Here is a 22,351-nt window from a genome sequence, read left to right as displayed (position 1 = left end):
CTGACCAGCGACTGACAACTCAACTTTATGTCTCCCATTCGCCTTTCTGATTTAGCGTTTACACTCGAAGCCGTCATTGACGAAGCGTTTGGGCAGAAAGCGGTTTGGGTAGTGGCCGAAACAAGCGACATCAAAAACTACCCGGATCGGGGCTACTGCTTCCTGACGCTGGTAGACCGCGAATCGGCAGGCCGCGAAACACTCGCCAAACTGGAGGCCTGTATCTGGCGGAGAAACTACCATACCATTGGCAATTTTGAAAAGGAAACGGGCGTAGCATTTGCCCGTAATATTCAACTATTACTGCTGGTATCGGTAGGCTATAGCCCGGTATATGGGTTGCGGCTGGAGATCCTGAAAATTGATCCATCCTACACCCTTGGCAATCTCGAACGGGAACGGCAGGCGGTGCTTGATGCGCTGGTTACCGATCATCCCGATCTGATCTGGCTTGAAGCCGGACAATATATTACGGCTAATCAGCTCCTGCCCCGCCCTGCCGTTATGCAACGCATGGCGCTCATTACGGCACCCAATTCGGACGGCTGGCGCGACTTCAGGCACGAATTGGCCCAAAACCCTTTCGGGTATGATTTTGTAGTCGATGAATTTCTGACGCAGGTTCAGGGTCAGGGTGCCGAACGAGCTATTTGCGGGCAGTTGGAGCGCATTCGTACGAGTGGTGTAGCCTACGATGCGGTTGTTATTGTGCGCGGGGGCGGCTCCCAACTGGATTTTGGTTCGTTCGATACGTATCTGATGGGACAAACAGTGGCGGGATTTGATATTCCTATTCTGGCAGGCATCGGTCACGAACGTAATATCAGCATTACCGACCTGCTTTGTCATCAGAGCGTAAAAACACCAACCAAAGCAGCGGCTTTTCTGATTGAGCACAATCGGCAGTTTGAAGAAAGTTGCCTTCAACTTCGCGAGCGCCTACGCATGGTGGCTCGTGAAGCCTTGCTGTCAGCCCGGGAAAACCTTGACCGGGAAACCGAACGGCTCCGCTTTGTTTCGCATACCTATCTCCGTGGCCGCCATACCGACCTTGCTGAAAAAGCCGTTACACTACGTCACCTCGATCCGTCGAACGTACTAAAGAGAGGCTATGCGCTGCTGCTACGTAATGGCCGGATTCTAACCCACACTACCGACATTCAACCCAACGAAACGCTTCAGGTGCAGATGCACGATGGAAGCATAAACGTAGTCGTTCGTCAATAATCATCAGCCGGTAGTGTATGCTGGCGATTAGAAACTCTTGACGATCGAATGATGACTGAGAACTACTTATGACTTACCAGGACGCTTATGATCAACTCAGTACGTTGGTCAATGAAATTGAAAACGAAGAAGTACCGCTCGACGAACTGCCCGGCAAGATTCGGCTGGCTACCGAATTGATTACATTTTGTCAGGAGAGGCTGCGTGCCGTCGAGACGGAGTATCAGGAAGTTATCGAACGGTTACCCAAACGATAAATCCTGGATTTATTAGCCGGTATTATGTAACCTTTGCTAAACCTTCCCTAATTTTATCGCGGGGCTACTGCCCGCCGGGTGTTCTGTGCCGATGCAGGTTGTGATGTTCGTGATGGCACCTATTTTATTTCTGCTTGATTGAGTTTGTTCACCATATGAATTTATTTGCCAATTTAAATAATGTATTAAGTTCGGATGTTATGTCGCGCATTGCCACATATATTGACGAACCTGCCGAAAAAACCAGCAAAGCCGTTAATGGGCTTGTTTATACGATAATAGGGGGCCTGATGAAACGTACAATGAGCGACATTGGCGTAAATCAGCTTTATAGTCACATTCAGAAAGGCCGATATGATGGTACGTTAACCGACAATCCAGGCAATATTTTACGCGACCCCTCTCAAACGAATACGCTTATTATGCAGGGTAACGACGTGATAAGTCACTTGTTACCCGCGATGAAGAGTTCGATCAGCAACATGATTTCGACGTATGCCGGGATTCGCAACTCGTCGTCAATTTCGTTATTGGGGCTTACCACAACCATTGTTCTTCAGGTACTTGGCAAACAGGTTAAAGACCAGAAACTGGATGCAGAAGGCCTGGCATTGATGCTTTTCTCGGAACGCGACGCGTTTATCAGCGCCGTACCAGAGGACTTTATGCCCCGTTTGGTTGAAAAGGTTGGGCTTCAGCAAATCGTGACGGGTCAGGCAGCGCAAACCCGGCGCCCAACGGTCGAATCGCCCACACGCTCAACAGCTCCCCCTGCCCGTCAGATTACCAGCTACGACCTTACCGATGATTCGGATAATGAGAATGCAGCACTCACCAAATGGGGGTTTGGCGCCTTGATCGCACTCGCCCTGGCCATTGGAGGGTATTATATTTATCAGAATACCCAAAAATATTCGGACGAACACAACGATAGCAGTAACTTATCGACGGTAACTGGCGATTCGATTCAGGCCGATACGGTTACCCGATCGCTGGCTGTTCCGAAAGAGCCGACAGCCAAAACAGCCGGTTCAGCAACGGCCGTTACCCCGCCAACGACGGCCACAGTCGCCGGTGGGTTGACGCAACTAATGACGCCTTACCTGACGAATCCCGCTCTTCCCAAAGGGCGTGTATTTCCCATGACAGGCGTCGCGTTTCTACCCGGCTCCTTGTCACTAACGCCCGGCTCGGTCGCGGCTATCAACGAATTAACCACGCTTTTGAAGACGTATCCCCAGTTGCAGATCCAACTGGTTGGCTATGCGAACGACGCCCAGGGAGGCTTCACGAACAAGAATCTGTCCTTTAAACGAGTCTATCAGATCAAGCAACAATTAATGACAGCTGGTATCAATTTCCTTCGGGTAGACGCCATTGGCCGGGGTACAGGCGTTTATCGACGAGACACATCAGCTATTCCCAGACCGACACTGCGTAAGATTGACGTAAAAGTCGTTGCCAAATGACAGCCTGAGCAATACTACAAACGCTATAAAAATCCCTCCCGAGCGCTCGGGAGGGATTTTTAGTTATGGACGATTACCGGGAAACTTTGTAAATACCTTGTTGACCGCTTCGTTAATCTGCTCGGACGTAGCTCCTTTTTTGCCTAGTACACTGGCAACGGCCGCATCCCATATAAGCGCATTTTGCTTCACATCGACAATATGCAGGCTGATTGTTCCTTCTTTATAAGTACTGACCGGCACATCCTGACTTTGCCAATGATACCTTCGCTGACCAATATAGCGCGGTGCTTCATAAATCGTCGTTTGGCGGGTTTGCGTTTTTTCGCTGACAACAACACCTATGTTTACCAGAAGATCGGCCTCGGACGGGGGTTGGTTACCAGCCAGTTGTTGATATCCACGTCTGGTTAATTCAGTGCCTACTGCCCGCTCGACCTGTGCGATTGCCGCCTGATAGGCGGCACTGGGCGTCGGATCAATACGTGTTGTGTCAATAAACGCGAACGTTCGGTACATTGCCCAATTTGTTGATTTGTCTCCCTGATTTCGCATGATACGATAGGGTGAACAGCCCGTTATTCCTACGATGAAGAGAAATATGAGTGTGAACTGAGTTTTCATAGTAGACCAGTTGCTTACTCCTAAAACGCATTCCAGGGTATTTTGTCTGCTTTATCACCTCCTTCCCGCAGATTTAGAGTGATACGTAAACACCCGGCGATTAAAACAACTTCACCACATCGTAGTTGCATAGAAGCAACGTTTTACGAACTAACCATTCAGATTATGAATTCAGAAACAGGAAAAACTGCCCTGATTACGGGGGCCTCCAGCGGCATCGGTCAGGAGCTTGCCAAATTATTTGCTCAGGATGGCTACAACCTAGTGCTGGTTGGACGTAGTGAAGAAAAACTCGACCGGCTCGCCGATGTATTCAAGAGCAATTATGGCACCGAGAACGTTACGGTCATTAATAAAAACCTGGCTGAAGAGGATGCCGCTCAGGATGTATATAATCAGGTGAAGGCCAAAAATATTACGGTCAATGTGCTGGTCAACGACGCGGGGGTAGGCCTTTATGGTCTGTTTGCAACCGACACCGATTGGGAACGCGAGAAGTCGATGATTCACCTCAACGTACTGACGCTGACCCAAATGACGAAGCTGTTTTTATACGATATGCTGGCTCGTGATGAAGGAAAAATCCTGAACCTGGCTTCGTTGCTATCCATCACACCGACTCCGCTGATGGCTGTTTACGCGGGCACTAAGGCCTACGTTTATAACTTCACGCAGTCGCTCGTTAACGAGTTGAAAGACACGAACGTATCCATCACAGCCCTTTTGCCAAACGCCACCGATACCGACTTTTTCAACAAAGCGGGTGCGGAGAATACAAAGGTGACGGACGAGTTACAGGACCCGGTTATGGTAGCCAAAGACGGATATGATGCTTTGATGGCCAGAAAATCCAAAGTCGTGCCGGGCGGTTTGAAAAACAAATCGTACGAAGTGTTGTCATATGTGGCTCCTCAGGAAACGCTGGCAGCTGTGATGCGCGATAAAATGTCGCAAAAGCCAGACGAAGAAGAACCAACTATTTCGCTGGCCTGGGGCATTGGTATCGGTATCGCAGTGATTGCTGGTATTGCCCTGACGATCGGCTACAAAAACACCAGCGATTTTCAGAAAGCCCGTTACCGCTACAAAGCCCGTTCGGCTAGTAACTCGTTGTCGGATACGTTGTCATCCGTAGTCGATAAAGTGGTTGAGACGGTTGTGGATGCTTATCAGACTACAAAGGAAAAAGCGGGAAAGCTTGCCGTTAAGGAAGAGGAAGTAGAAGAAGACCTGGCGGTTTAATACCAAATCAACTAGGTCTCGGGCCACTTCGGTGGCCCAACTTGAAGGTTCAAAATAACACTCAACCCAGCATGAAAAACTCATCGTTTTGGCGCATTGCTACGGCGGTTTTTGCCGTCGGTAGTATTATTTACACAACCGTATCCAGCAGTCAATCAAGACAGCAAAGCAAAAAACGTCACGAAGCCGATCACGAAGGGTCGGAGTATGAATATGACGTACCGGTTGAATACGAAGAGGTATTTGAGAAAAATATGATTGTTCCGGCAGGCTGGGCGTTCGGGGCTGTCTGGTCAACGATTTATTCCGGTTTAGGTGCCCTACTCATACATCAGGCCCTTCCGTCGGAAGAATACAATCCGCGCTATCAGAAAGCCCAGCCCTGGTGGTGGACCAGTTGGACGCTCAACGCCATTTTCGGCCGGTTTTTCTCGCAGAACGATCCACAGAGTATTATCATTTCTGATCTAACCACCAAGTTTAGCCTGCCCGCGGCACTGGCGTTGCATCAGAGTCTGGAAATCGGCAAAACCGACGTACCAGTTCCCGAAAAATACTTGCGCATTCCCGTGAGTTTGTATGCCGGATGGCTTACGGTCGCTACGGTCGTCGGCACCCCAAATACCTTATTAACCCTGAATGCCTGGGAACCGGACGAAGAGCGCGATGAGCCGATATCGGCGGGCCTCCTGAGTGCCACAGCAGGTGCTGGTTACCTAATCGCCCGGCAGTTGAACGACCCCTGGTACATGGTTCCATTTGTCGCTGGGTTTGGGGGCATTGCGACCCGGCAATGGGAAAAGAAACCCATTGTTGGCTGGACGGCTGCTTTGCTGGCCGTTGCGTATGTCGGCCTGTTAGCCTACTGGCTCCCTAAAGGCAAATTCCATGCATACGACCGCCCAATGATTCACGATGCCGAAGCGGAAGTGCTGGCCGGATCAGTCGAAACTCAGGAACCCCATCAGGCTGAAATTGCCCGAGAGCGCATGAAGCCGGTAATAGTCGAATTAGATTAAACGCGAAAGCCGCCTTGTGAAAGGCGGCTTTTTTGTTAGTAAACAAACCATGTTATTACAAAATGCTGTAGGCTTGGTCTGTCAATAACTCTCCTGACAAAGCTGGACACTAGCCACAATGCTACTTGTTTCTATTGACAGGACACGACTACGGCGTACATAACTTCGTATAGTTTATGCTTCGTATCAACGACATTTTGTCGTTGATAAAGGCCAAAATCGCTATTTATACGCCAAAATGACCGAAAAAACAGCTCGGTCCGTGATTTGTTACAGGATAGGTATACAATAAAAAACACGAAGCCTTCACTGTCATGGACTTTAAGAATTACACCGTAAAAGCACAGGAGGTCGTTCAGAAAGCGTCGGAGATTGCGCTGGGTAACGGCCAACAAGCCATTGAAACAGGTCACCTGCTTCAGGCCATTCTGTCGGAAGATGAAAACGTAATTGGTTTCATTGTAAAAAAACTTGGCATCAACTTACAGAATACAAGTGGCGCCTTACAGGCCATTCTGACTACGTATCCAAAGATTTCAGGAGGTAACGGCAGCGTTTACCTCAGTAATGATACAGCCGCAGCCCTGGCCAAAGCCAGCAACTACACCAAAGAGTTTGGCGACGAATTTGTGAGTGTCGAGCTGATGCTGCTGGGACTTATGGGCGGTAAAGACCAAATTGCAACGTTATTGAAAGATGCCGGTTTCAACGAGAAACAGACGAAAGCGGCTATCAACGAACTTAGAAAAGGAAATTCGGTGAAAGACCAAAACGCAGAAGCTAAATATCAATCCCTGGAACGGTTCAGCGTTAACCTGAACGAACGGGCACGCACCGGCAAGATAGACCCGGTGATTGGCCGTGATGAAGAAATTCGGCGGGTACTGCAAATTCTGAGCCGCCGTACGAAGAACAACCCGATTTTGCTTGGTGAGCCAGGCGTGGGTAAAACCGCCATTGTTGAAGGACTTGCCCAACGTATCGTGTCGGGCGATGTTCCCGAAAACCTGAAAACCAAAACCATCGTCTCGCTCGACATGGGTCTGCTGATTGCAGGTGCCAAGTATAAAGGCGAGTTTGAGGAACGTTTGAAAGCCGTTATCAAGGAAGTGACGGATTCCGATGGTCAGATTATTTTGTTTATCGACGAGATTCACACGCTTATCGGTGCGGGTGCCGGTGGTGAAGGCGCTATGGATGCGGCCAACTTGCTGAAACCAGCCCTGTCTCGTGGTGAACTGCATACGATTGGTGCGACTACGTTGAAGGAGTACCAGAAATATATTGAGAAAGATAAAGCGCTCGAACGCCGGTTTCAGGCTGTTATGGTTGATGAACCGGATATGCCCGATGCCATTTCGATTCTGCGCGGTATCAAGGAAAAATACGAACTGCACCACGGTGTTCGGATCAAAGACGATGCGGTGATTGCCGCGGTTGAACTCTCAACGCGCTATATCACCGACCGTTTCCTGCCTGACAAAGCCATCGACCTGATGGACGAAGCAGCCGCCAAATTACGTCTGGAAATGGATTCGGTTCCCGAAGAACTCGATGAACTGAACCGACGTATCATGCAGTTGGAAATTGAACGGGAAGCCATTCGGCGGGAAAACGATCGAGAAAAAGAAACGTTTCTGAGTCGCCAGATCGAGGACTTGAGCGAACAGCGTAATGATCTGAAAGCCAAATGGGAAGGTGAAAAAGCATCGGTCAATGAAGGCCGAACCCTGAAAGAACAACTTGACAAATTGCGTCTGGAAGCCGAACAGGCCGAACGGGCGGGTGACTACGGTAAAGTCGCCGAAATTCGCTACGGCCGTATTCCCGAGATCGAAACGAAACTGAACTCGCTCGTTAAAGAAGGCGCTGATAAAGACTCGGCGGATCGGATGATGCAGGAGGAGGTTACTGCTGAAGACATTGCCGAAGTAGTGGCCAAATGGACGGGAATTCCAGTTTCGAAAATGCTGCAAAGCGATCGGGAGAAACTGCTCAATCTGGAGAAAGAACTTGGCAAACGGGTAGCCGGACAAGCCGAAGCCATTGGCGTAGTGGCGGATGCCGTACGTCGGAGCCGGGCTGGTATGCAGGACCCCAAGCGACCTATTGGTTCGTTCATCTTCCTTGGCACTACGGGTGTTGGTAAAACCGAAGTGGCCCGGACGCTGGCTGAATATCTGTTCAATGACGAGAATGCGCTGGTTCGTATCGACATGTCGGAATATCAGGAACGCCACGCCGTTAGCCGGTTGATTGGTGCCCCTCCGGGATACGTTGGTTACGACGAAGGTGGTCAATTGACCGAAGCGGTACGTCGCAAACCTTACTCAGTCGTGTTACTTGACGAGATCGAAAAAGCGCACCCCGATGTCTGGAACATTCTGTTGCAGGTGCTCGACGAAGGTCGCCTGACCGACAACAAAGGTCGGGTAGCGAACTTCAAGAACACGATCATCATTATGACGTCGAACATCGGCAGTCACCTGATTCAGGAGAAATTTGCCGAAGACGAAGGCTGGAACCACTCGCTGGTGCTGGAAGAAGCCAAGTCGGCGGTACTGGAGTTGCTACGACAAACGATACGTCCCGAGTTCCTGAACCGGATTGACGAGATCGTAATGTTCGAGCCGCTGACGCAGGCTAACATCCGCAAGATTGTGGACATTCAGTTCCGCCAGATCAAGCAGCGACTGGCCGAAAACGGTATCCAGCTCGACGCTACGGACGAAGCGCTGACCAAACTCGGCGAAGAAGGATTCGATCCCATCTTTGGTGCCCGCCCGCTGAAACGCGTGCTGCAACGTCGGGTGCTCAACGAACTGTCGAAAGCCATTCTGGCCAACGAGGTCAAGAAAGATTCTGTCGTCCTGATGGAATTGAACAACGAGGGCGAGATCGCTTTCACGAATCTGGATGCTGAAATCGAGATGTAATTAATAGATTTTGGAAAGCCTGGCTGCTGCGAAGTGGCCGGGCTTTTTTTTGTATCTTAGCTGCATATATTTGTCAATACAAACGGTTACGTCTATGCTAAACGTTCAATACGTAACCGACAGTTACGGCAAGCCATTATATGTTCAAGTACCTATTAAATAGTACGAAAAGCTATTGGCTGACGCGGAAGAGTTAACCGATATTACGGCTTACAAAAAAAGCGGGCAAGACTGTACCATTTAACGAAGCCTTTCGTGAAGTTGAAGCCTATCACAATAAACAGGCTTCATAATGCAGGTTAAGTCGATAAGTACGAACCGAAGTACTACAAAGTAGCCGGGCTTTTTTGTTGAATCGTCAGTCACAAAAAAAACGTTATCTTCACTTAACAAAATCGTGTATTATGCCTGTCACTGCAAAACTGACTAATCTCCAATTGGAGTTGCTTCAAACATTTTCATATGCACTGCCGGATGAGCAATTAGTTGAAATTAGGCAGTTGTTATCTCAATACTTTTTAGATAAAGTAGATGCTGAAATGGATCAACTTTGGCAAGCAAATAGCTGGGATACAAACACTATTGAAGAGTGGGCTAAAGGGCATGAACGTACTCCATACAAGCCCCAGACATGAGGATTGTGATTGATACAAACGTACTGCTCGCGGCACTTCCCAAAGTATCACGTTTCAGAGACATTATTACAGCCCTAGTTTTAAGAAAGTTTGACTTAGTTATTAGCACAGCCATTCTGCTTGAATATCAGGAAATTTTATCCCGTAAGACAAACACAATTGTCTCAAATAACTTTCTGGAATTCTTAACAAAACTCCCTGGCGTAGTTCGTGTTGACACGCCCTTTACATGGGGAATTATTGAGGTTGACCCTGACGATAATAAGTTCGTTGATGCAGGACTGATGGCGGGGGCCGATTACATTATCACTTACGACCATCATTTCGACGTAGTAAAATCTCATCCGTTTCCAGCAATTGGTGTTCTAAGTCCGGATGATTTTTTGATACTACTGGCCGCTAGTTGACAAAAGAGTTATAAGGCAGGTCTATTAAACAGCCTATCATCATTGCACCCTCCCTGTCCACGAAATTCTAGCGGCCCTCTAGTAGTATTGCATCCAAAATAAGACGCGACTATGACTCCTGCCGACACTATCACTACGTATCGACCCACGTTATTTTTGATCATCTATCGTGTGACGGGCGAGGTGATGGTTGGTGAGAAAATCGTTCAGGAAATGATACTGAAGTGGATAAGTCGATCGCCGAAATAGCTCATTTCCAGGTATCCCAAATCGCCTTTGTAATCCTGGCAATTGCCGCTTCGCGGGTGTCACTATCGGCTTTTGCATCTGAAACAAATACGGCAATGGCCATGTGTTGCCCGTTTGGCAAGGTAACCAGGCCAACATCATTGGTCGCAGTTGTTACCCCACCGATCGTCCAGGATGTTCCGGTCTTGTGCGCCACTACCGTTCCGGCTGGCAACTGCCCTTTCAATCGGTGTAATCCAGTTTCGGTGTCAGTCATCAGACGTAACAAAAGTGCCCGACTGGAAGCCGATAAGCCCAGACCATCCTGCACAGCTTTCAGCAGCTCTACGATCTCGTTTGGCTTAGCCCAGTTTCGATACTGCACGGCATTATCGCTGCCAATCTCTTTCTCCGTATTGGCGACGACAATACCTATTACGCCGAATGATCTCAGATAATCCATTATTACCTTCGGCCCGCCAACCAGTCGCATGAGTACGTCGCTCGCCGAACCGTCACTTTCCGACACAGCATATTGTAATAATTCGCCTACCGTTACATCGGCACCTTTTGGATTTTTGTCCCGAAGCGGACTGTGCTGCCGTGCTGATACGTACTCGGCTGGATCAACATGAACGGCCTGATCGAGCTTTAGTTTCCCCTGATCCACCAGATGCAAGGTGGTCATGCCAATCGGGAATTTATATACGCTCTGCATCGGAAACTGCTCGTCGCCACGCAGCTCAATCGACTGACCGGTTTCGATCTTTATAGCCGCTACGCCCACGCGTCCCTGCGCTGTCTGGGCAATTTGCTGGATCTGATTGCGAAGACTTACGTCTCCGGCAGGCGTAGTTGATTGATTTATATGGGATTGAGCATACAGCGAAGCCGAAAAAAGCAGCGCAACAGGAAGCAGGAAGCATTTGAACATGGAGAATGGATTATTTAGCACGAAATTATCGTTTAATAGTACAGTCACAAAAGCATTTCCATCCATGACCCAGTCCGACGTTATCACTACGTATCGACCCACACTATTTTCGATCGCGTATCGAATGACAGGTGAGGTGATGGTTAGTGAAGACATCGTTCAGGAAGCGCTACTGAAATGGATGAGTCGCTCGTCGGACGATATTCAGGACAACAAAGCTTACCTGGCCAAGAGCGTAATAAACTCCTCCCTGAATCATCTGGCGCAGGTGAAACGACAGCGGGAAGCCTACAAAGGTATCTGGCTGCCGGAACCGGTTTTGTCAACTCACCACACCAGCGATGCCAAACTGGATATTTCCTATGGCCTTATGCTTGTGCTGGAAAAACTCTCGCCCATGGAGCGGGCTGTTTTTGTGCTCAAAGAAAGTTTTGACTTCGGCTACTCCGAATTAGCCAAACTCTTCGACACCACTGAAGCCAACGGTCGCCAGCTCTACCGACGAGCCAAAGAAAAGATTTCAGGTACAAACCGCCGGTTTACGCTTGATCCTCAACAGCAGCAGGCACTTATGGAGGCTTTTGCCAGGGCCAGCGAAACAGGGAACATTGACACATTGATTCAGTTGCTTAAAACAGACGTAGCGCTTTACTCCGACGGCGGTGGCAACGTATCGGCAGCCGTTAATCCGTTGTTTGGTCGGGTGGTTATTGAGAAATTCCTGCGGGGCCTGGACAAAAAACAAGGCCAGACTCAGAGCGTCCGGGCAGCGATGGTTAATGGTGAACCAGCTTTATTTCTCACCCAACGAGATACCCAATTGCTCGATACCGTTATGGTGCTGGAGTTTGACGACCTAGGTATTAGTGGAATTTACATCATCCGCAACCCCGACAAACTGGCCCATCTGCAATAAATTTTAAGGAGGGCTGTCACAAAAGGGTAGAGTTGTTTGTCTTGCATGAAATTTCGAGAAAACGTAAAATTTCATGCAGGACAAAACCATTCGCTGGGTACAGATCACCCTTCTCTATTTCGGATTAACCAATGCTTTTCCAGGCGTATGGGCGCTATTCAGGCCCCAGAGTTTCTATGATTCCTTTCCGGGCTTTGGCCGGGTTTGGGTAGCCATAGATGGTCCTTATAATCAACACCTGATTCAGGATGTCGGCGGCTTCTTTCTGGCCCTTTCCGTCCTCAGTTTTCTAGCCCTGCTAGCTCCGCGTCTGGTATCGGCTCGGGCTACGGCCATCTGCCTGCTGACATTCAACATACCCCACCTGTTGTATCATCTGACGCACTTACACATGCTTCCATTCATTGATCAGGTAGGGAACGTAGTGACTTTATTCCTCGCCGTGCTGCTGCTCATTCCCTTATTACTGTACCAACCCAGTTCCAATTAAGTACCAAATGTATTACACCAATGAACAAAGTCTTAGTCATCGGCGGTTCGGGCGTGTTAGGCTCGGCCGTCGTCAATGAGTTACAGAAAAATAAGGTTGACTTCCTGACAGGTAGTCGTCATCAAATCAAAACCGATGCCTATAGCAAAGTCAATCAGTCAACCGATATACCCTGGCAACCGGTTGATCTGATTACTGGCGAAGGGCTACAGGCGTCGCTCATTGGTGTCGACACGGTTTTGCATTTAGCCAGTGGGCAGGGGAAAATTGGTCAGGGACCTTTCGAGGTTGCTATTACCCGCAATCTGCTGAAAGCAGTCAGGCAGTCGGACGTAAAGCACCTTATCCATATCTCAATTGTTGGCATCGATAAAATTCCTTTCAGTTATTACAGGGCCAAGCTCGACACCGAAGCCTTGATTCGTGAAAGTCAGGTGCCCTATACCATTTTGCGGGCTACCCAATTCCATGACTTCGTTGAGTTTGGTCTGCGTAAGCTGCTAAGTTTGCCAATTGGGTTTGTACCAAAGAAACTACGACTTCAACCCATCCATCTGGATGCCGTTGTAAAGAGATTGTATGAGTTAGCCGAGGCTGGCAACCAGAATACAATTCTTAATCTGGGTGGTCCGCAGGTCTATGAGTTAGGAACACTGGCCAAAATCTGGATGCAGTACCGGCGAATTACCAAACCAATAGTATCGATTCCTATACTTGGCTCGCTGATGAATGCCATTGCTCAGGGAAACGCTACGTGTCCGGAAAAAGCAATCGGCTCAAAAACCTGGAACGATTATCTGGCTGAACACTATGGCTCCTGATAGTCAGATCGTTTGAGCTATATTCCAACAAAAAGGTCCGACTTTTCAGCCGGACCTTTTTGTTAAGGAAACCTCGGAAACTTGCTGAAATCGGGTTTTCGCTTTTCCAGAAAAGCATCTTTACCTTCTTTAGCTTCTTCCGATAAATAGTACAACAACGTAGCGTCGCCTGCCAGTTGCTGAATACCCGCCTGACCGTCAAGCTCTGCATTGAACGACGCTTTGAGCATACGTAGCGCAAGAGGACTTTTGTCCAATATTTTCCGGCACCAGGCAATCGTTACTTCTTCAAGCTGGTCGAGTGGCACGACTTTATTCACCAGGCCCATGTCCAGGGCCTCCTGCGCATCATATTGATCGCAAAGTAACCAGATTTCCCGGGCCTTCTTTTGACCGACTACCCGCGCCAGATAGGACGCACCGAATCCGCCATCGAACGAGCCAACCTTAGGGCCCGTTTGCCCGAAACGGGCATTCTCAGCCGCAATGCTCAGGTCACACACGACGTGCAGTACGTGCCCGCCACCAATGGCATAACCCGCCACCATCGCAATGACAGGCTTGGGAATACGACGAATTTGCATTTGTAAGTCCAGTACGTTCAGGCGCGGCACTTTGTCCTCGCCCACGTAGCCGCCATGTCCCCGTACCGATTGATCCCCTCCAGAACAAAAGGCTTCGCCCCCTTCACCTGTCAGGATGATAACACCGACCCGTTCGTCCTGCCGGGCCAGCTCCATGGCTTCCGACATTTCCCGGACGGTCAGGGGCGTAAAGGCATTACGTTTGTGCGGACGGTTGATACTGATTTTGGCGATTCCGTCGAAATAGCTGAACAGAATCTCCTCATATTCTTTGATTGGTTCCCAGGGGTAATTGCTTTGCATAGGTAATGATGAATGATGAATGAAGAGTGATGAACACTAATAGGTATTTATCACTCTTCATTCATCATTCCATAAGTGGTTTCGTGATAATGTACATCCCATGTATGGTCGGCCATCATGCGGACGGTGGCGAGGCAGCGCTCAAACGGGAACTTGCGGCCCCATTCATTTGGCCCAATCATGGAAAGAAGATCGGTACCATTCTTGCGTTGATAAAAGTGATAGGTGTGGCCAACAACGGGCTCGAAGCTCATCTGGGCCGAATAAATGCGCTCCGAAATCTCGACCCGATTACGAATGGCGGTTGCCTGTTCGGCCAGCAACTGCATTTGTTTATACAACTGGCTAAGTTGCATATCCGTCTGTTCACGCATGGCCGCAACGGCCCTCCCGGTAATCTTGCCCTTGTCTTCGGGCCGGATCACAGCACTACCCGCCGTGTGGGCATACGCCAGCAGACCAGGTGATTCGGCCACTTTGTCCGGCGAGATCGGATTGATAAATACCTTCGCTTCTTCCATAATAATTTGTTGGGAAACTGCCCGGCGAACACTTTTGTTCGCTGTCGTGGAATGACAAAAAATAACGCATATTTACATCGCCGTAGCGACGCTCATTTTGCAAAATTACAACGAACAGACATGGAAACCATCTTTCCCTCAATGGACCGACACGAGTTTTTTCGAATTGTCGGTACGAGCATTGGCGCCATTCTCCTGACAAACTGCGCAGCAGGCTGTGGGGATAAGGCTGGCGGTGATCCGACGCCTGATCCAAATCAGAAAGTTGACTTTATACTAAGCCTAAGTGATAAGGGAAACGAAAATTTAACGGTGAAGGGCGGCTATGTAGTTAGGAACAATGTGATTGTTGCGCAAACGAAAGCCGGTCAGTTTATAGCCGTGTCGGCAAACTGCACGCACGAGGGGACGCAATTAATCTATAGAGCCAACGATAATCAGTTCTATTGCCCGCTTCATTTATCGCGCTTCGATCCTACGGGAAAGGTACTTTTTGGACCGGCCACACAGCCGCTGACACAGTACATCGTTGAGTCAGATACGGCTGCGGGTACGATCCGGGTTCATACCTAATAACTAAATTTTTACGGCCTGTCGCGCCAGCAGTTTCCAGTCTTTATTCTGTTTAATCCACACCAGCAACACAGCTAGTTTTGCCGTTCCGGGTGTACCTGAATTGGCGGTAATAGCTGACAGTTTATGGCGGACAATGGCCGTATTATCAATAACAGTGATCGTTTGCTCCGTCAGGTCAATTGTTTTGAAGTCGGATTCGCCACTAACCAGGGCGTCTACAAACGCTTTCTTGTCTTCCATTTTGCCATTTGAATGACCATAGGTCAGCGCATCGGCAGCCAGCGCTTCCAGCCCTCCCTTAGTTGGGTCGATCATCAGTGCGCGAAGTTTATCGACCGCCTGGCTAACCGCCTGTTCATTCGATTGGGCAACCCCATCTGTGGCTAGCAAACTACCTGCGATCAAAAAAGCGAAGAGAATGGTTTTTTTAAACATAATTGGTAAGGTTAATAAAAGGTTTGTACGATTTCGCAGCGACTACATCAGCTCGATCAGTCCGGCTGTGGCAGTTAATCAACCACTGGATAAAGCTACTAAATTTGCTCAGCTACTTACGTTCGCCGTCTGGCAGCCAAACTAAATTTTATCATTCTGTGATTCTCGATCCCACGGCGCCTGATCGCTGGCCAGTCCCCCAAACGCCTTATGAAGCGGATACGCTGGCATTTTGCAAGGCCTGGCTTAGTGATCAACCCGCGTTTACACTCCATACATCCGGTTCAACTGGCACGCCCAAACCCATCCATCTCACCCGAACACAAATGCGGGCCAGCGCTCATTTGACGGGTAAAACCCTGGGACTGAAGGCTGGCGATGACGCACTCGTCTGTCTGAATATTCACTACGTTGCGGGCGTAATGATGCTGGTCCGTGGGCTGGAACTAGGGCTACCCATGACCATCCTGGAACCATCCGGCAACCCATTGACCACGCTCGATCCGGCCACTACGTCCTTTGCATTCACTGCGCTTGTACCCTTGCAAGTACAAACAATTCTGGAAAGTGCCAGTGCTGACAAACTGGCCATTCTAAACGGAATGAAAGCTATTCTGGTAGGTGGAGCGGCTACAAGCCAGTCACTTGAAAAAGCGTTACAGGTCATAACAAGTCCGGTTTATGCTACTTACGGCATGACCGAAACCGTGTCCCACATTGCCCTACGTCGATTGAATGGCCCGGAAGCAACAGACGTATTTACGGCCCTTGATGGCGTTGCTCTTGGAATCGACGACCGGGGGTGTCTGCACATCACATCGGCCGCGACGAACTTTGACCGTATTCAGACCAACGACATCGTCGAGCTAGTCGATCCAACGCATTTCAGATTACTGGGCCGGGCCGACCGAACCATTAATAGTGGGGGCGTTAAAGTCCAGCCTGAGCAAGTTGAACAGGTTATTCAGCAGGTTATGGCCCACTTCATAGAATTGGACGGTTCAGCGACACGCCGTTTTTTTGTAGCCGGTCTGCCCGACGAACGACTGGGACAACGGATCGTCGTTATTGTCGAAAACGCTACGTTCCAGCCGCAATTGTGGGCACGGGTTCAGCAAGTTACTCGGGAAACACTAGGCCCCTATTCGGTACCGAAAGACGTATTCGTCGTTGATCGGTTTGCCGAAACGCCCACCGGCAAAGTTGATCAGAAAGCGACAATAGCGCGAATATCCTAACTTTACCCCACCGCTGTCCTATTGACAAAAAAGCATGTCGTTCAAAAATCTCCATATTCGCTATCAGACCGCCCGGTCGCTGCCCGCACCTTACGCTTATTTTTACACCCTGTCGCTTACACCTGTCGCCCATACTGCCATTCAGGTTGACCTCGCCATTACGTATCCCGACCGCGACGACATCGACGATGATGAATTAATTGCCGAAGGATACACCCGCGATGATGATTTTACCTGGGCGGGGCAGTTACCCAAACCGTGGCTGGAGACCGTAGTGAACCTGGTCAATAAAACCCGTTTGCAACCGCTCAATGAAGATGAGCTGGATGAGGACGATGACTTTTGGGACATGACCCTTGAAGCCGATGGCCGTAAGCAGGGCAAACCAGCGAAGACCGACGACTGGCAGTACGTTATCCAGGAACTCATTCAGGCGGCTTATGAAGGCATTGGTCGGGAACGTCCTTTTGAACTGACGTACCTGAATTTTGCCGGGCAACAGGGCATCACCGAACTACGGTTAACGGCCTCCTTTGCGAAACGTAGCGTCACATTGGTGAGTATTCAGAATCGGAGTGAACAAACGAAAACACTTCCCTGGTCGACCCTGCAACACGTAATGAGTGCTGTCTACAACCATGATTATGACCCCGATGACGCCCAGTTAAAGCGTCCGCAACGTGATGGGCAGTGGCTGAACCTTGGCACCGACGAATGGTATGATGTCAGTCCGTTTAAAGACCTGACCAAAACGCTGAAGAGTCTCCAGTAGCCATATACCTCCCCTCTTTTCAACCATGAACCGTGTTGGTTTGCAGCCATTCGTAGTACGTTTCCTTATGATGTTGCTGCTAGTCGCGGCAACTCTGACGACTCAGGCACGTATCATTCGGATTGAGATCACCAGTCGTCAATCCCCTACATTTGAGGGTAAGGTGTTTGGGCGTGTGGGCGCTTATGAAAAGCTCCGGGGCAAAGCTTATGGCGAGCTTGATCCGGCCAGTCCGCAAAACGCACTCATCACCGACATCGCCCTTGCCCCACGGAATGCCAGAGGGCTGGTCGAGTATTCGATGGATATTTATATCCTGAAGCCCATGAACCTAAGTCAGGGTAATCACAAGCTGTTTCTGGAAATAAACAATCGGGGTGGCAAGCTTTTCGGTGGATTCAATAACAGCACGGGTGGCAACGATCCCACCACAGCGGCTCAGGCTGGCGAGGGTTTTCTGATGAATCTGGGCTATACAATGGCCTGGAATGGGTGGGACCCCTCAGCCTCATCGAGCAATAACAACCTGACCCTCAGCGTTCCCATCGCGAAGAATACGGATGGCTCAACGATTACGGGGCCCTCTTACGAATACATTGTCTACGATAATGCTACGTCGGAAACGTATGCGCTGGCTTATCCGGCAGCGACCCTGATCAAAAACCAGGCAACACTTACGGTGCGGGAACATTTACAGGATTCCGCCAAAATTGTTCCGGCCAGTGAGTGGGAATACGTTAACGATCGAACGATTCGATTGCTGCCCGCTGGAACCCCCTTCCGGCAAAGTTCCATTTATGAGTTCTCCTATACAGCCCGCGATCCAATGGTGGCTGGAATAGGCTTTGCCGCCACCCGTGATTTTGTGTCATTTTTACGCTACGCCACCGCCGACGATTTTGGCAATCCTAACCCGCTGGCAGGTGATGTAAAACACACGTTTTCGTATTCGCTGTCCCAACCGGCTCGTTACGTAAATGACTTTCAAACGCTGGGTTTCAACGCCGATGAGCAGAAACGGCGCGTCCTCGACGGCATCGAAAACTGGATGGGGGGCGGCAGCGGCATTGGCTTGAATATCCGCTTTGCCCAGCCTTCCAGAACCGAGCGTAACCGGCAAAATCATTTATACCCCGAAGGCGTTTTCCCGTTCGCCTATCCCGTTATGACCGATTCACTCACCGGCAAAACGGCGGGCCGTCTGGCTCAATGCACGGCCACCAATACGTGTCCCAAGGTGTTCGAGATCAATTCGGCGAACGAGTATTGGGTAAAAGCTGCTTCGCTGCTGCATACCGACACGAGAGGAAACGACTTGCCAGACCCTGATAATGTTCGGTTTTTTCTCGTATCTGGTGCGCAACATGGCACGGGGAACGGGAACAGTCGGGGCCTTTGTCAACAACTTCAGAATCCGACTAATGCCGAACCGGTCCTGCGTGCCCTTTTTCTCGCACTGGACGACTGGGTTACCAAAGGGACACCCCCACCAAAAAGCGAAGTTCCCCGACGGTCAACTGGTATGGCCGCGTTGGCCATTCCTCAGCCTGGCTCTCAAACAGGCGTAGTTCCGCAGGCGGCCCTTGGCTGGCCCAGCATTCCCGGTGTTGTCTATACTGGTCTGATCACTACGCGGTATGTGCTCGATTTCGGTCCATCAATCCAACAGGGAATTCTCACTACGTTTCCACGCGACGTAGCGGGGCGCCCGACTTACATGAACTTTGTTTCTAAAGTGGATAAAGACGGCAATGAGGTTGCTGGTATTCGCTTACCACCCGTTGCCGTACCCACCGCCACGACAACGGGCTGGGCATTACGTAGCGCAAACTTCGGCGAAAATGACGGGTGTGAAGGCGCAGGACAAATGATCCCGTTCAAGGTAACGCAAGCCGAGCGCGTCTCAGCGGGAGACCCCCGGCTTTCGTTACAGGAACGATATCACACCCACGCTGAATACGTTGACGCCGTTCGAAAATGGGCGCATACGCTGGAAAAACAACGCTTTCTGTTAACTGCCGATATTCAGCAATACATCAAATCTGCCGAAGAAAGCAACGTATTAAGATAAGCCGGGTCAGATCGTAAACCAGTTTCAAGACGGTTTACCAATGATTATATAACAATTACTACTTCTTTCGTTTACCGGTTACAACCCATCGTAGCGAGCCTGAGTCTATACCTTCGACCGGAGATATTTCGTGCGTCAGCATGGCAACCAGGATCTAAAGATTCAATTATACATCCATCGTTTGTAAGCTTATGAAAACGGGACGCCTACCAGGATTGCCAGTGCTTTCTTACGGAATGATTCTGCTCACCTGTTTAAGTGCTTCAGGCTGTTTTAATGAGCCCAACTACCCAAACACTCCGCAAATCAGTTTCAAAGGTTTTAGCCGATATGTGCTTGAAGCGGGAACCGGTGTGGGTCAGCAAAAGCGAGACTCCCTGGTTATCACGATTGGCTTCAAAGACGGGGATGGCGATCTGGGCGATAATATACCAATTGATCCGAATGATTCGATTCGTTATAAACAAGCGGGTGGTTGGGGAAACTACAAAATCATTACGTATCGCCTTGAAAATAACCAATATAAAGAAGTACCCCCTGGTGAAGCCAATACCTTGTTTTTTCCTCAATTAAGCCGGGAAGGTAAAAAAGGGCCCATAGAAGGTGATCTGGAATTAGAGCAGATCTACCTGTACGGCACACAGTTCAAAAATTATCCTGTTAAGTTCCGCATTCAGATTCGCGATCGAGCGTTAAACCTGAGCAATGAAATAGAAACGGATACGATAAGCGTTCCTTTCCGGGAACGGTAAATGTTTTGCAAAAGTACTAGTTGCGGCTAGAGCTGTATCGTATACGTTTCATACTAAAAGACAACGTATCGTCAGGTTTTCTTTCGTCTTAGCAACTAGATAAACACGGCAGTCGCGCCAGTGCCTGTTGTTTTAAACGACACCAACTCCCACCTTTATCTGACCATAAAATTCAGCGCGTCGATTGGCGAAAGGCAATTGGTTTTTGATCCGTCATTTACTTACAGACTTTGTCACCATTATCCTGTAAAGAAGCATGGATACAGTCCGCCTTGTGGGTGCCTAACACATCGTTAGTATTTTGACTCGTTACGTTCTAACTTAGCTCTCGAACCTGTTTAACTACTCCTATGACCGAATACCAAACTCCTAAAGACCGGGCGTATACCGATAGCCTCATTAATTCAGCGAAAAAAGAGGCTGCGGCCTTCCTAAACCTCAAACATACGGCCGAGCGGAAGGATGGCGTCATTCCCATCAAGTATAGAGAACTGATGTCAGTAGCGGTTGCTCTGACAACTCAATGCGCCTATTGTATTGAATCTCACATTAATAATGCGGTTCAGGCGGGTGCCACCCGTGAAGAGATCGCCGAAACGGTCTTTATTGCGGCCGCGCTGCGGGCAGGCGGTGCGGTGGGCAATGGCCTTATGGCTATGCGTCTTTTCGAAGAAGCCAGTCAGGCAAATCCCTAAATTCGCTTATTTCGATAATTGCTCTGGCATAGGGTCATCAGCGGAAAGCAAGCAGGCATTTTCCGTTAGTTTAGCTCCGCGGCCATCGGCTGGTTGAGTAAGGGGAGCAATACGGTAAAATGGTCGTCCTGATCCTGGACAAGTATGTCGGTTTGGGTCAGCATCCGGTATTTGGCCGCAATGTTAGCCAGACCAACACCATTGCTGACACTACGTCCATTTTTACGCTGGAGGTTATTGCGTACCCGCAGTTGCCCGGCTTCTGTCGTACTGATTTCAATGAGCAGCGGGCGATTGGGCATAACAACGTTATGCTTGACGGCGTTTTCGACCAGCAGTTGCAGCGTCAGGGGGGGCAGTGAACTGGCGAGATAGCTCTCCGCTACGTTCATCTGCACGCTGAGTCCCGCGCCATGTCGCGTTTGCAGCAGGTGCACATACGACTCAATAAACTTTAGCTCCGTGCAAAGCAAAATCAGTTCCCGGTCGTTGGCCTGAAGCAGGTAGCGGTACATTTTCGACAGCTCATCGACGAACTGACTGGCTTGCGGGGGTGATTCTTCGATCAGTGCCGACAGCGCATTGAGTGAGTTGAACAGAAAATGCGGATTCACCTGGCTCTTCAGTGAATTGAATCGGATCTGCCATTGCGCTTTTACGAGTTCTTCTTTTTCCTGATACGTCTGTCGCCACTGCCGCAATACGTACCAGCCTTCATAGATGCTGACATACACAACGTAGTAAAACAGCTGGATACCCAGCGACGTGATGTAATCGACAGAACCCAGCCACCACGACTCCCGCGAACCTAGTAGCATGTGCAGACCAAATCGGGCGAAAACGGCCATGTTCACCAGTAAGGGCATCAGAAGCAGGTACATAAACAGCCGCTTCTGTGTACGTTCCAGACCCGGCAACTGGGCCTGCACCCGGAGGGCAGCCCCACGGCCCAGTTGCCAAAAGACAATACCCGCTACCAGTCCAACCAGCGTTGAATGGACAAGGGCAGTTGGCGTGGCTTCCAACCAGAAAGAAAGCCGAAAAAATACATTCCCGAACAAAAACAGGCCGATGGGACCAAGCCAGCGCAAGCGGGAATCGTTGATACGTATCATGTCAGAACACAACCAAGATGGACTGAGAATGAACCGACAAACTGGACCGTTTCACACGTATAGAAAAGGTGTACATAAAGAAGT

Annotated in this window: 24 protein-coding genes; 18 read left to right on the top strand and 6 right to left on the bottom strand. The window is 49.6% G+C overall.

Annotated features, from left to right (window positions below; genetic code table 11):
• Nucleotides 1–27: 27 nt before the first annotated feature.
• From ACYVEA_RS26720 to ACYVEA_RS26710, 3 genes are all read left to right on the top strand, one after another.
• A complete protein-coding gene (locus ACYVEA_RS26720; protein ID WP_461116488.1) occupies nucleotides 28–1,227 on the top strand; it encodes an exodeoxyribonuclease VII large subunit in 1,200 nt (399 codons plus the stop codon).
• Between the two features lie 68 nt (nucleotides 1,228–1,295).
• Nucleotides 1,296–1,484 (top strand): exodeoxyribonuclease VII small subunit, encoded by a 189-nt coding sequence (gene xseB / locus ACYVEA_RS26715; RefSeq protein ID WP_093829478.1) that lies wholly within the window; start codon nucleotides 1,296–1,298, stop codon nucleotides 1,482–1,484.
• Nucleotides 1,485–1,639: 155 nt separating this feature from the next.
• Nucleotides 1,640–2,953 carry a DUF937 domain-containing protein gene (locus ACYVEA_RS26710; RefSeq protein ID WP_461116487.1) on the top strand — a complete coding sequence of 438 codons (1,314 nt, stop codon included), beginning with the start codon at nucleotides 1,640–1,642 and terminating at the stop codon, nucleotides 2,951–2,953.
• A 63-nt stretch (nucleotides 2,954–3,016) separates the two neighbouring features.
• Here the strand turns inward: ACYVEA_RS26710 and ACYVEA_RS26705 are convergent, their stop codons facing one another.
• Nucleotides 3,017–3,577 carry a DUF4136 domain-containing protein gene (locus ACYVEA_RS26705; protein ID WP_461116486.1) on the bottom strand — a complete coding sequence of 187 codons (561 nt, stop codon included), beginning with the start codon at nucleotides 3,575–3,577 and terminating at the stop codon, nucleotides 3,017–3,019.
• A 165-nt stretch (nucleotides 3,578–3,742) separates the two neighbouring features.
• Between ACYVEA_RS26705 and ACYVEA_RS26700 the strand changes: the two genes are divergently transcribed.
• The 6 genes from ACYVEA_RS26700 (at nucleotide 3,743) to ACYVEA_RS26675 (ending at nucleotide 10,065) form a co-directional block, all read left to right on the top strand.
• Complete coding sequence (locus ACYVEA_RS26700) at nucleotides 3,743–4,819, top strand: SDR family NAD(P)-dependent oxidoreductase (RefSeq protein WP_461116485.1); 1,077 nt, start codon at nucleotides 3,743–3,745, stop codon at nucleotides 4,817–4,819.
• Nucleotides 4,820–4,890: 71 nt separating this feature from the next.
• On the top strand, nucleotides 4,891–5,838 hold the full coding sequence (locus tag ACYVEA_RS26695; protein WP_461116484.1) for a tryptophan-rich sensory protein: 948 nt from the start codon (nucleotides 4,891–4,893) through the stop codon (nucleotides 5,836–5,838).
• Nucleotides 5,839–6,152: 314 nt separating this feature from the next.
• Entirely contained in the window at nucleotides 6,153–8,774 is a 2,622-nt protein-coding gene (gene clpB / locus ACYVEA_RS26690; RefSeq protein ID WP_461116483.1) for an ATP-dependent chaperone ClpB, read from the top strand.
• 404 nt (nucleotides 8,775–9,178) lie between these two features.
• Nucleotides 9,179–9,409, top strand: coding sequence for a hypothetical protein (locus tag ACYVEA_RS26685; protein WP_461116482.1), 231 nt, complete (start codon nucleotides 9,179–9,181; stop codon nucleotides 9,407–9,409).
• Complete coding sequence (locus ACYVEA_RS26680; RefSeq protein WP_461116481.1) at nucleotides 9,406–9,816, top strand: putative toxin-antitoxin system toxin component, PIN family; 411 nt, start codon at nucleotides 9,406–9,408, stop codon at nucleotides 9,814–9,816. Before ACYVEA_RS26685 ends, ACYVEA_RS26680 begins: the two co-directional genes overlap by 4 nt.
• A 111-nt stretch (nucleotides 9,817–9,927) precedes the next feature.
• The gene (locus tag ACYVEA_RS26675) at nucleotides 9,928–10,065 is read left to right on the top strand and encodes a hypothetical protein (RefSeq protein ID WP_461116480.1); all 138 of its coding nucleotides are present in this window, start codon (nucleotides 9,928–9,930) and stop codon (nucleotides 10,063–10,065) included.
• Nucleotide 10,066: 1 nt separating this feature from the next.
• On the opposite strand, the gene bla is transcribed toward ACYVEA_RS26675, so the two are convergent.
• The gene (bla, locus tag ACYVEA_RS26670; RefSeq protein ID WP_461116479.1) at nucleotides 10,067–10,978 is read right to left on the bottom strand and encodes a class A beta-lactamase; all 912 of its coding nucleotides are present in this window, start codon (nucleotides 10,976–10,978) and stop codon (nucleotides 10,067–10,069) included.
• Nucleotides 10,979–11,042: 64 nt separating this feature from the next.
• On the opposite strand from bla, the gene sigJ reads away from it, so the two are divergent.
• The 3 genes from sigJ to ACYVEA_RS26655 all read left to right on the top strand — a co-directional run bounded on the left by sigJ (nucleotide 11,043) and on the right by ACYVEA_RS26655 (nucleotide 13,205).
• Nucleotides 11,043–11,894 (top strand): RNA polymerase sigma factor SigJ, encoded by an 852-nt coding sequence (sigJ, locus tag ACYVEA_RS26665; protein WP_461116478.1) that lies wholly within the window; start codon nucleotides 11,043–11,045, stop codon nucleotides 11,892–11,894.
• Between the two features lie 73 nt (nucleotides 11,895–11,967).
• Entirely contained in the window at nucleotides 11,968–12,384 is a 417-nt protein-coding gene (locus tag ACYVEA_RS26660; RefSeq protein ID WP_461116477.1) for a hypothetical protein, read from the top strand.
• A gap of 20 nt (nucleotides 12,385–12,404) precedes the next feature.
• Entirely contained in the window at nucleotides 12,405–13,205 is an 801-nt protein-coding gene (locus ACYVEA_RS26655; RefSeq protein ID WP_461116476.1) for an SDR family oxidoreductase, read from the top strand.
• Nucleotides 13,206–13,267: 62 nt separating this feature from the next.
• Here ACYVEA_RS26655 and menB read toward each other — a convergent pair whose 3' ends face one another.
• Nucleotides 13,268–14,092, bottom strand: coding sequence for a 1,4-dihydroxy-2-naphthoyl-CoA synthase (gene menB, locus ACYVEA_RS26650; protein WP_461116475.1), 825 nt, complete (start codon nucleotides 14,090–14,092; stop codon nucleotides 13,268–13,270).
• 50 nt (nucleotides 14,093–14,142) lie between these two features.
• Nucleotides 14,143–14,613 (bottom strand): DUF2452 domain-containing protein, encoded by a 471-nt coding sequence (locus tag ACYVEA_RS26645; RefSeq protein ID WP_461116474.1) that lies wholly within the window; start codon nucleotides 14,611–14,613, stop codon nucleotides 14,143–14,145.
• A gap of 120 nt (nucleotides 14,614–14,733) precedes the next feature.
• Here ACYVEA_RS26645 and ACYVEA_RS26640 point away from each other — a divergent pair, with 120 nt between their 5' ends.
• Complete coding sequence (locus ACYVEA_RS26640; protein ID WP_461116473.1) at nucleotides 14,734–15,186, top strand: QcrA and Rieske domain-containing protein; 453 nt, start codon at nucleotides 14,734–14,736, stop codon at nucleotides 15,184–15,186.
• Between the two features lie 3 nt (nucleotides 15,187–15,189).
• Here the strand turns inward: ACYVEA_RS26640 and ACYVEA_RS26635 are convergent, their stop codons facing one another.
• Nucleotides 15,190–15,624, bottom strand: a complete 435-nt coding sequence (locus ACYVEA_RS26635) for a nuclear transport factor 2 family protein (protein ID WP_461116472.1) — start codon at nucleotides 15,622–15,624, stop codon at nucleotides 15,190–15,192.
• Nucleotides 15,625–15,782: 158 nt separating this feature from the next.
• Here ACYVEA_RS26635 and ACYVEA_RS26630 point away from each other — a divergent pair, with 158 nt between their 5' ends.
• The 5 genes from ACYVEA_RS26630 to ACYVEA_RS26610 all read left to right on the top strand — a co-directional run bounded on the left by ACYVEA_RS26630 (nucleotide 15,783) and on the right by ACYVEA_RS26610 (nucleotide 21,152).
• On the top strand, nucleotides 15,783–16,862 hold the full coding sequence (locus tag ACYVEA_RS26630) for an AMP-binding protein (protein ID WP_461116471.1): 1,080 nt from the start codon (nucleotides 15,783–15,785) through the stop codon (nucleotides 16,860–16,862).
• Between the two features lie 34 nt (nucleotides 16,863–16,896).
• Nucleotides 16,897–17,634: a hypothetical protein gene (locus ACYVEA_RS26625; RefSeq protein WP_461116470.1), complete on the top strand. Its 738-nt coding sequence runs from the start codon at nucleotides 16,897–16,899 to the stop codon at nucleotides 17,632–17,634.
• 25 nt (nucleotides 17,635–17,659) lie between these two features.
• Nucleotides 17,660–19,705, top strand: coding sequence for an alpha/beta hydrolase domain-containing protein (locus ACYVEA_RS26620; protein WP_461116469.1), 2,046 nt, complete (start codon nucleotides 17,660–17,662; stop codon nucleotides 19,703–19,705).
• Between the two features lie 191 nt (nucleotides 19,706–19,896).
• Complete coding sequence (locus ACYVEA_RS26615) at nucleotides 19,897–20,457, top strand: hypothetical protein (RefSeq protein ID WP_461116468.1); 561 nt, start codon at nucleotides 19,897–19,899, stop codon at nucleotides 20,455–20,457.
• Nucleotides 20,458–20,807: 350 nt separating this feature from the next.
• On the top strand, nucleotides 20,808–21,152 hold the full coding sequence (locus tag ACYVEA_RS26610; RefSeq protein ID WP_461116467.1) for a carboxymuconolactone decarboxylase family protein: 345 nt from the start codon (nucleotides 20,808–20,810) through the stop codon (nucleotides 21,150–21,152).
• 65 nt (nucleotides 21,153–21,217) lie between these two features.
• Here ACYVEA_RS26610 and ACYVEA_RS26605 read toward each other — a convergent pair whose 3' ends face one another.
• Complete coding sequence (locus tag ACYVEA_RS26605; RefSeq protein WP_461116466.1) at nucleotides 21,218–22,267, bottom strand: sensor histidine kinase; 1,050 nt, start codon at nucleotides 22,265–22,267, stop codon at nucleotides 21,218–21,220.
• Nucleotides 22,268–22,351 lie beyond the last annotated feature (84 nt).

The organism is Spirosoma jeollabukense, from assembly GCF_054777855.1.
Note: the sequence above shows the minus strand (reverse complement) of the source record. Positions and strands in the feature narration are given on the sequence as shown.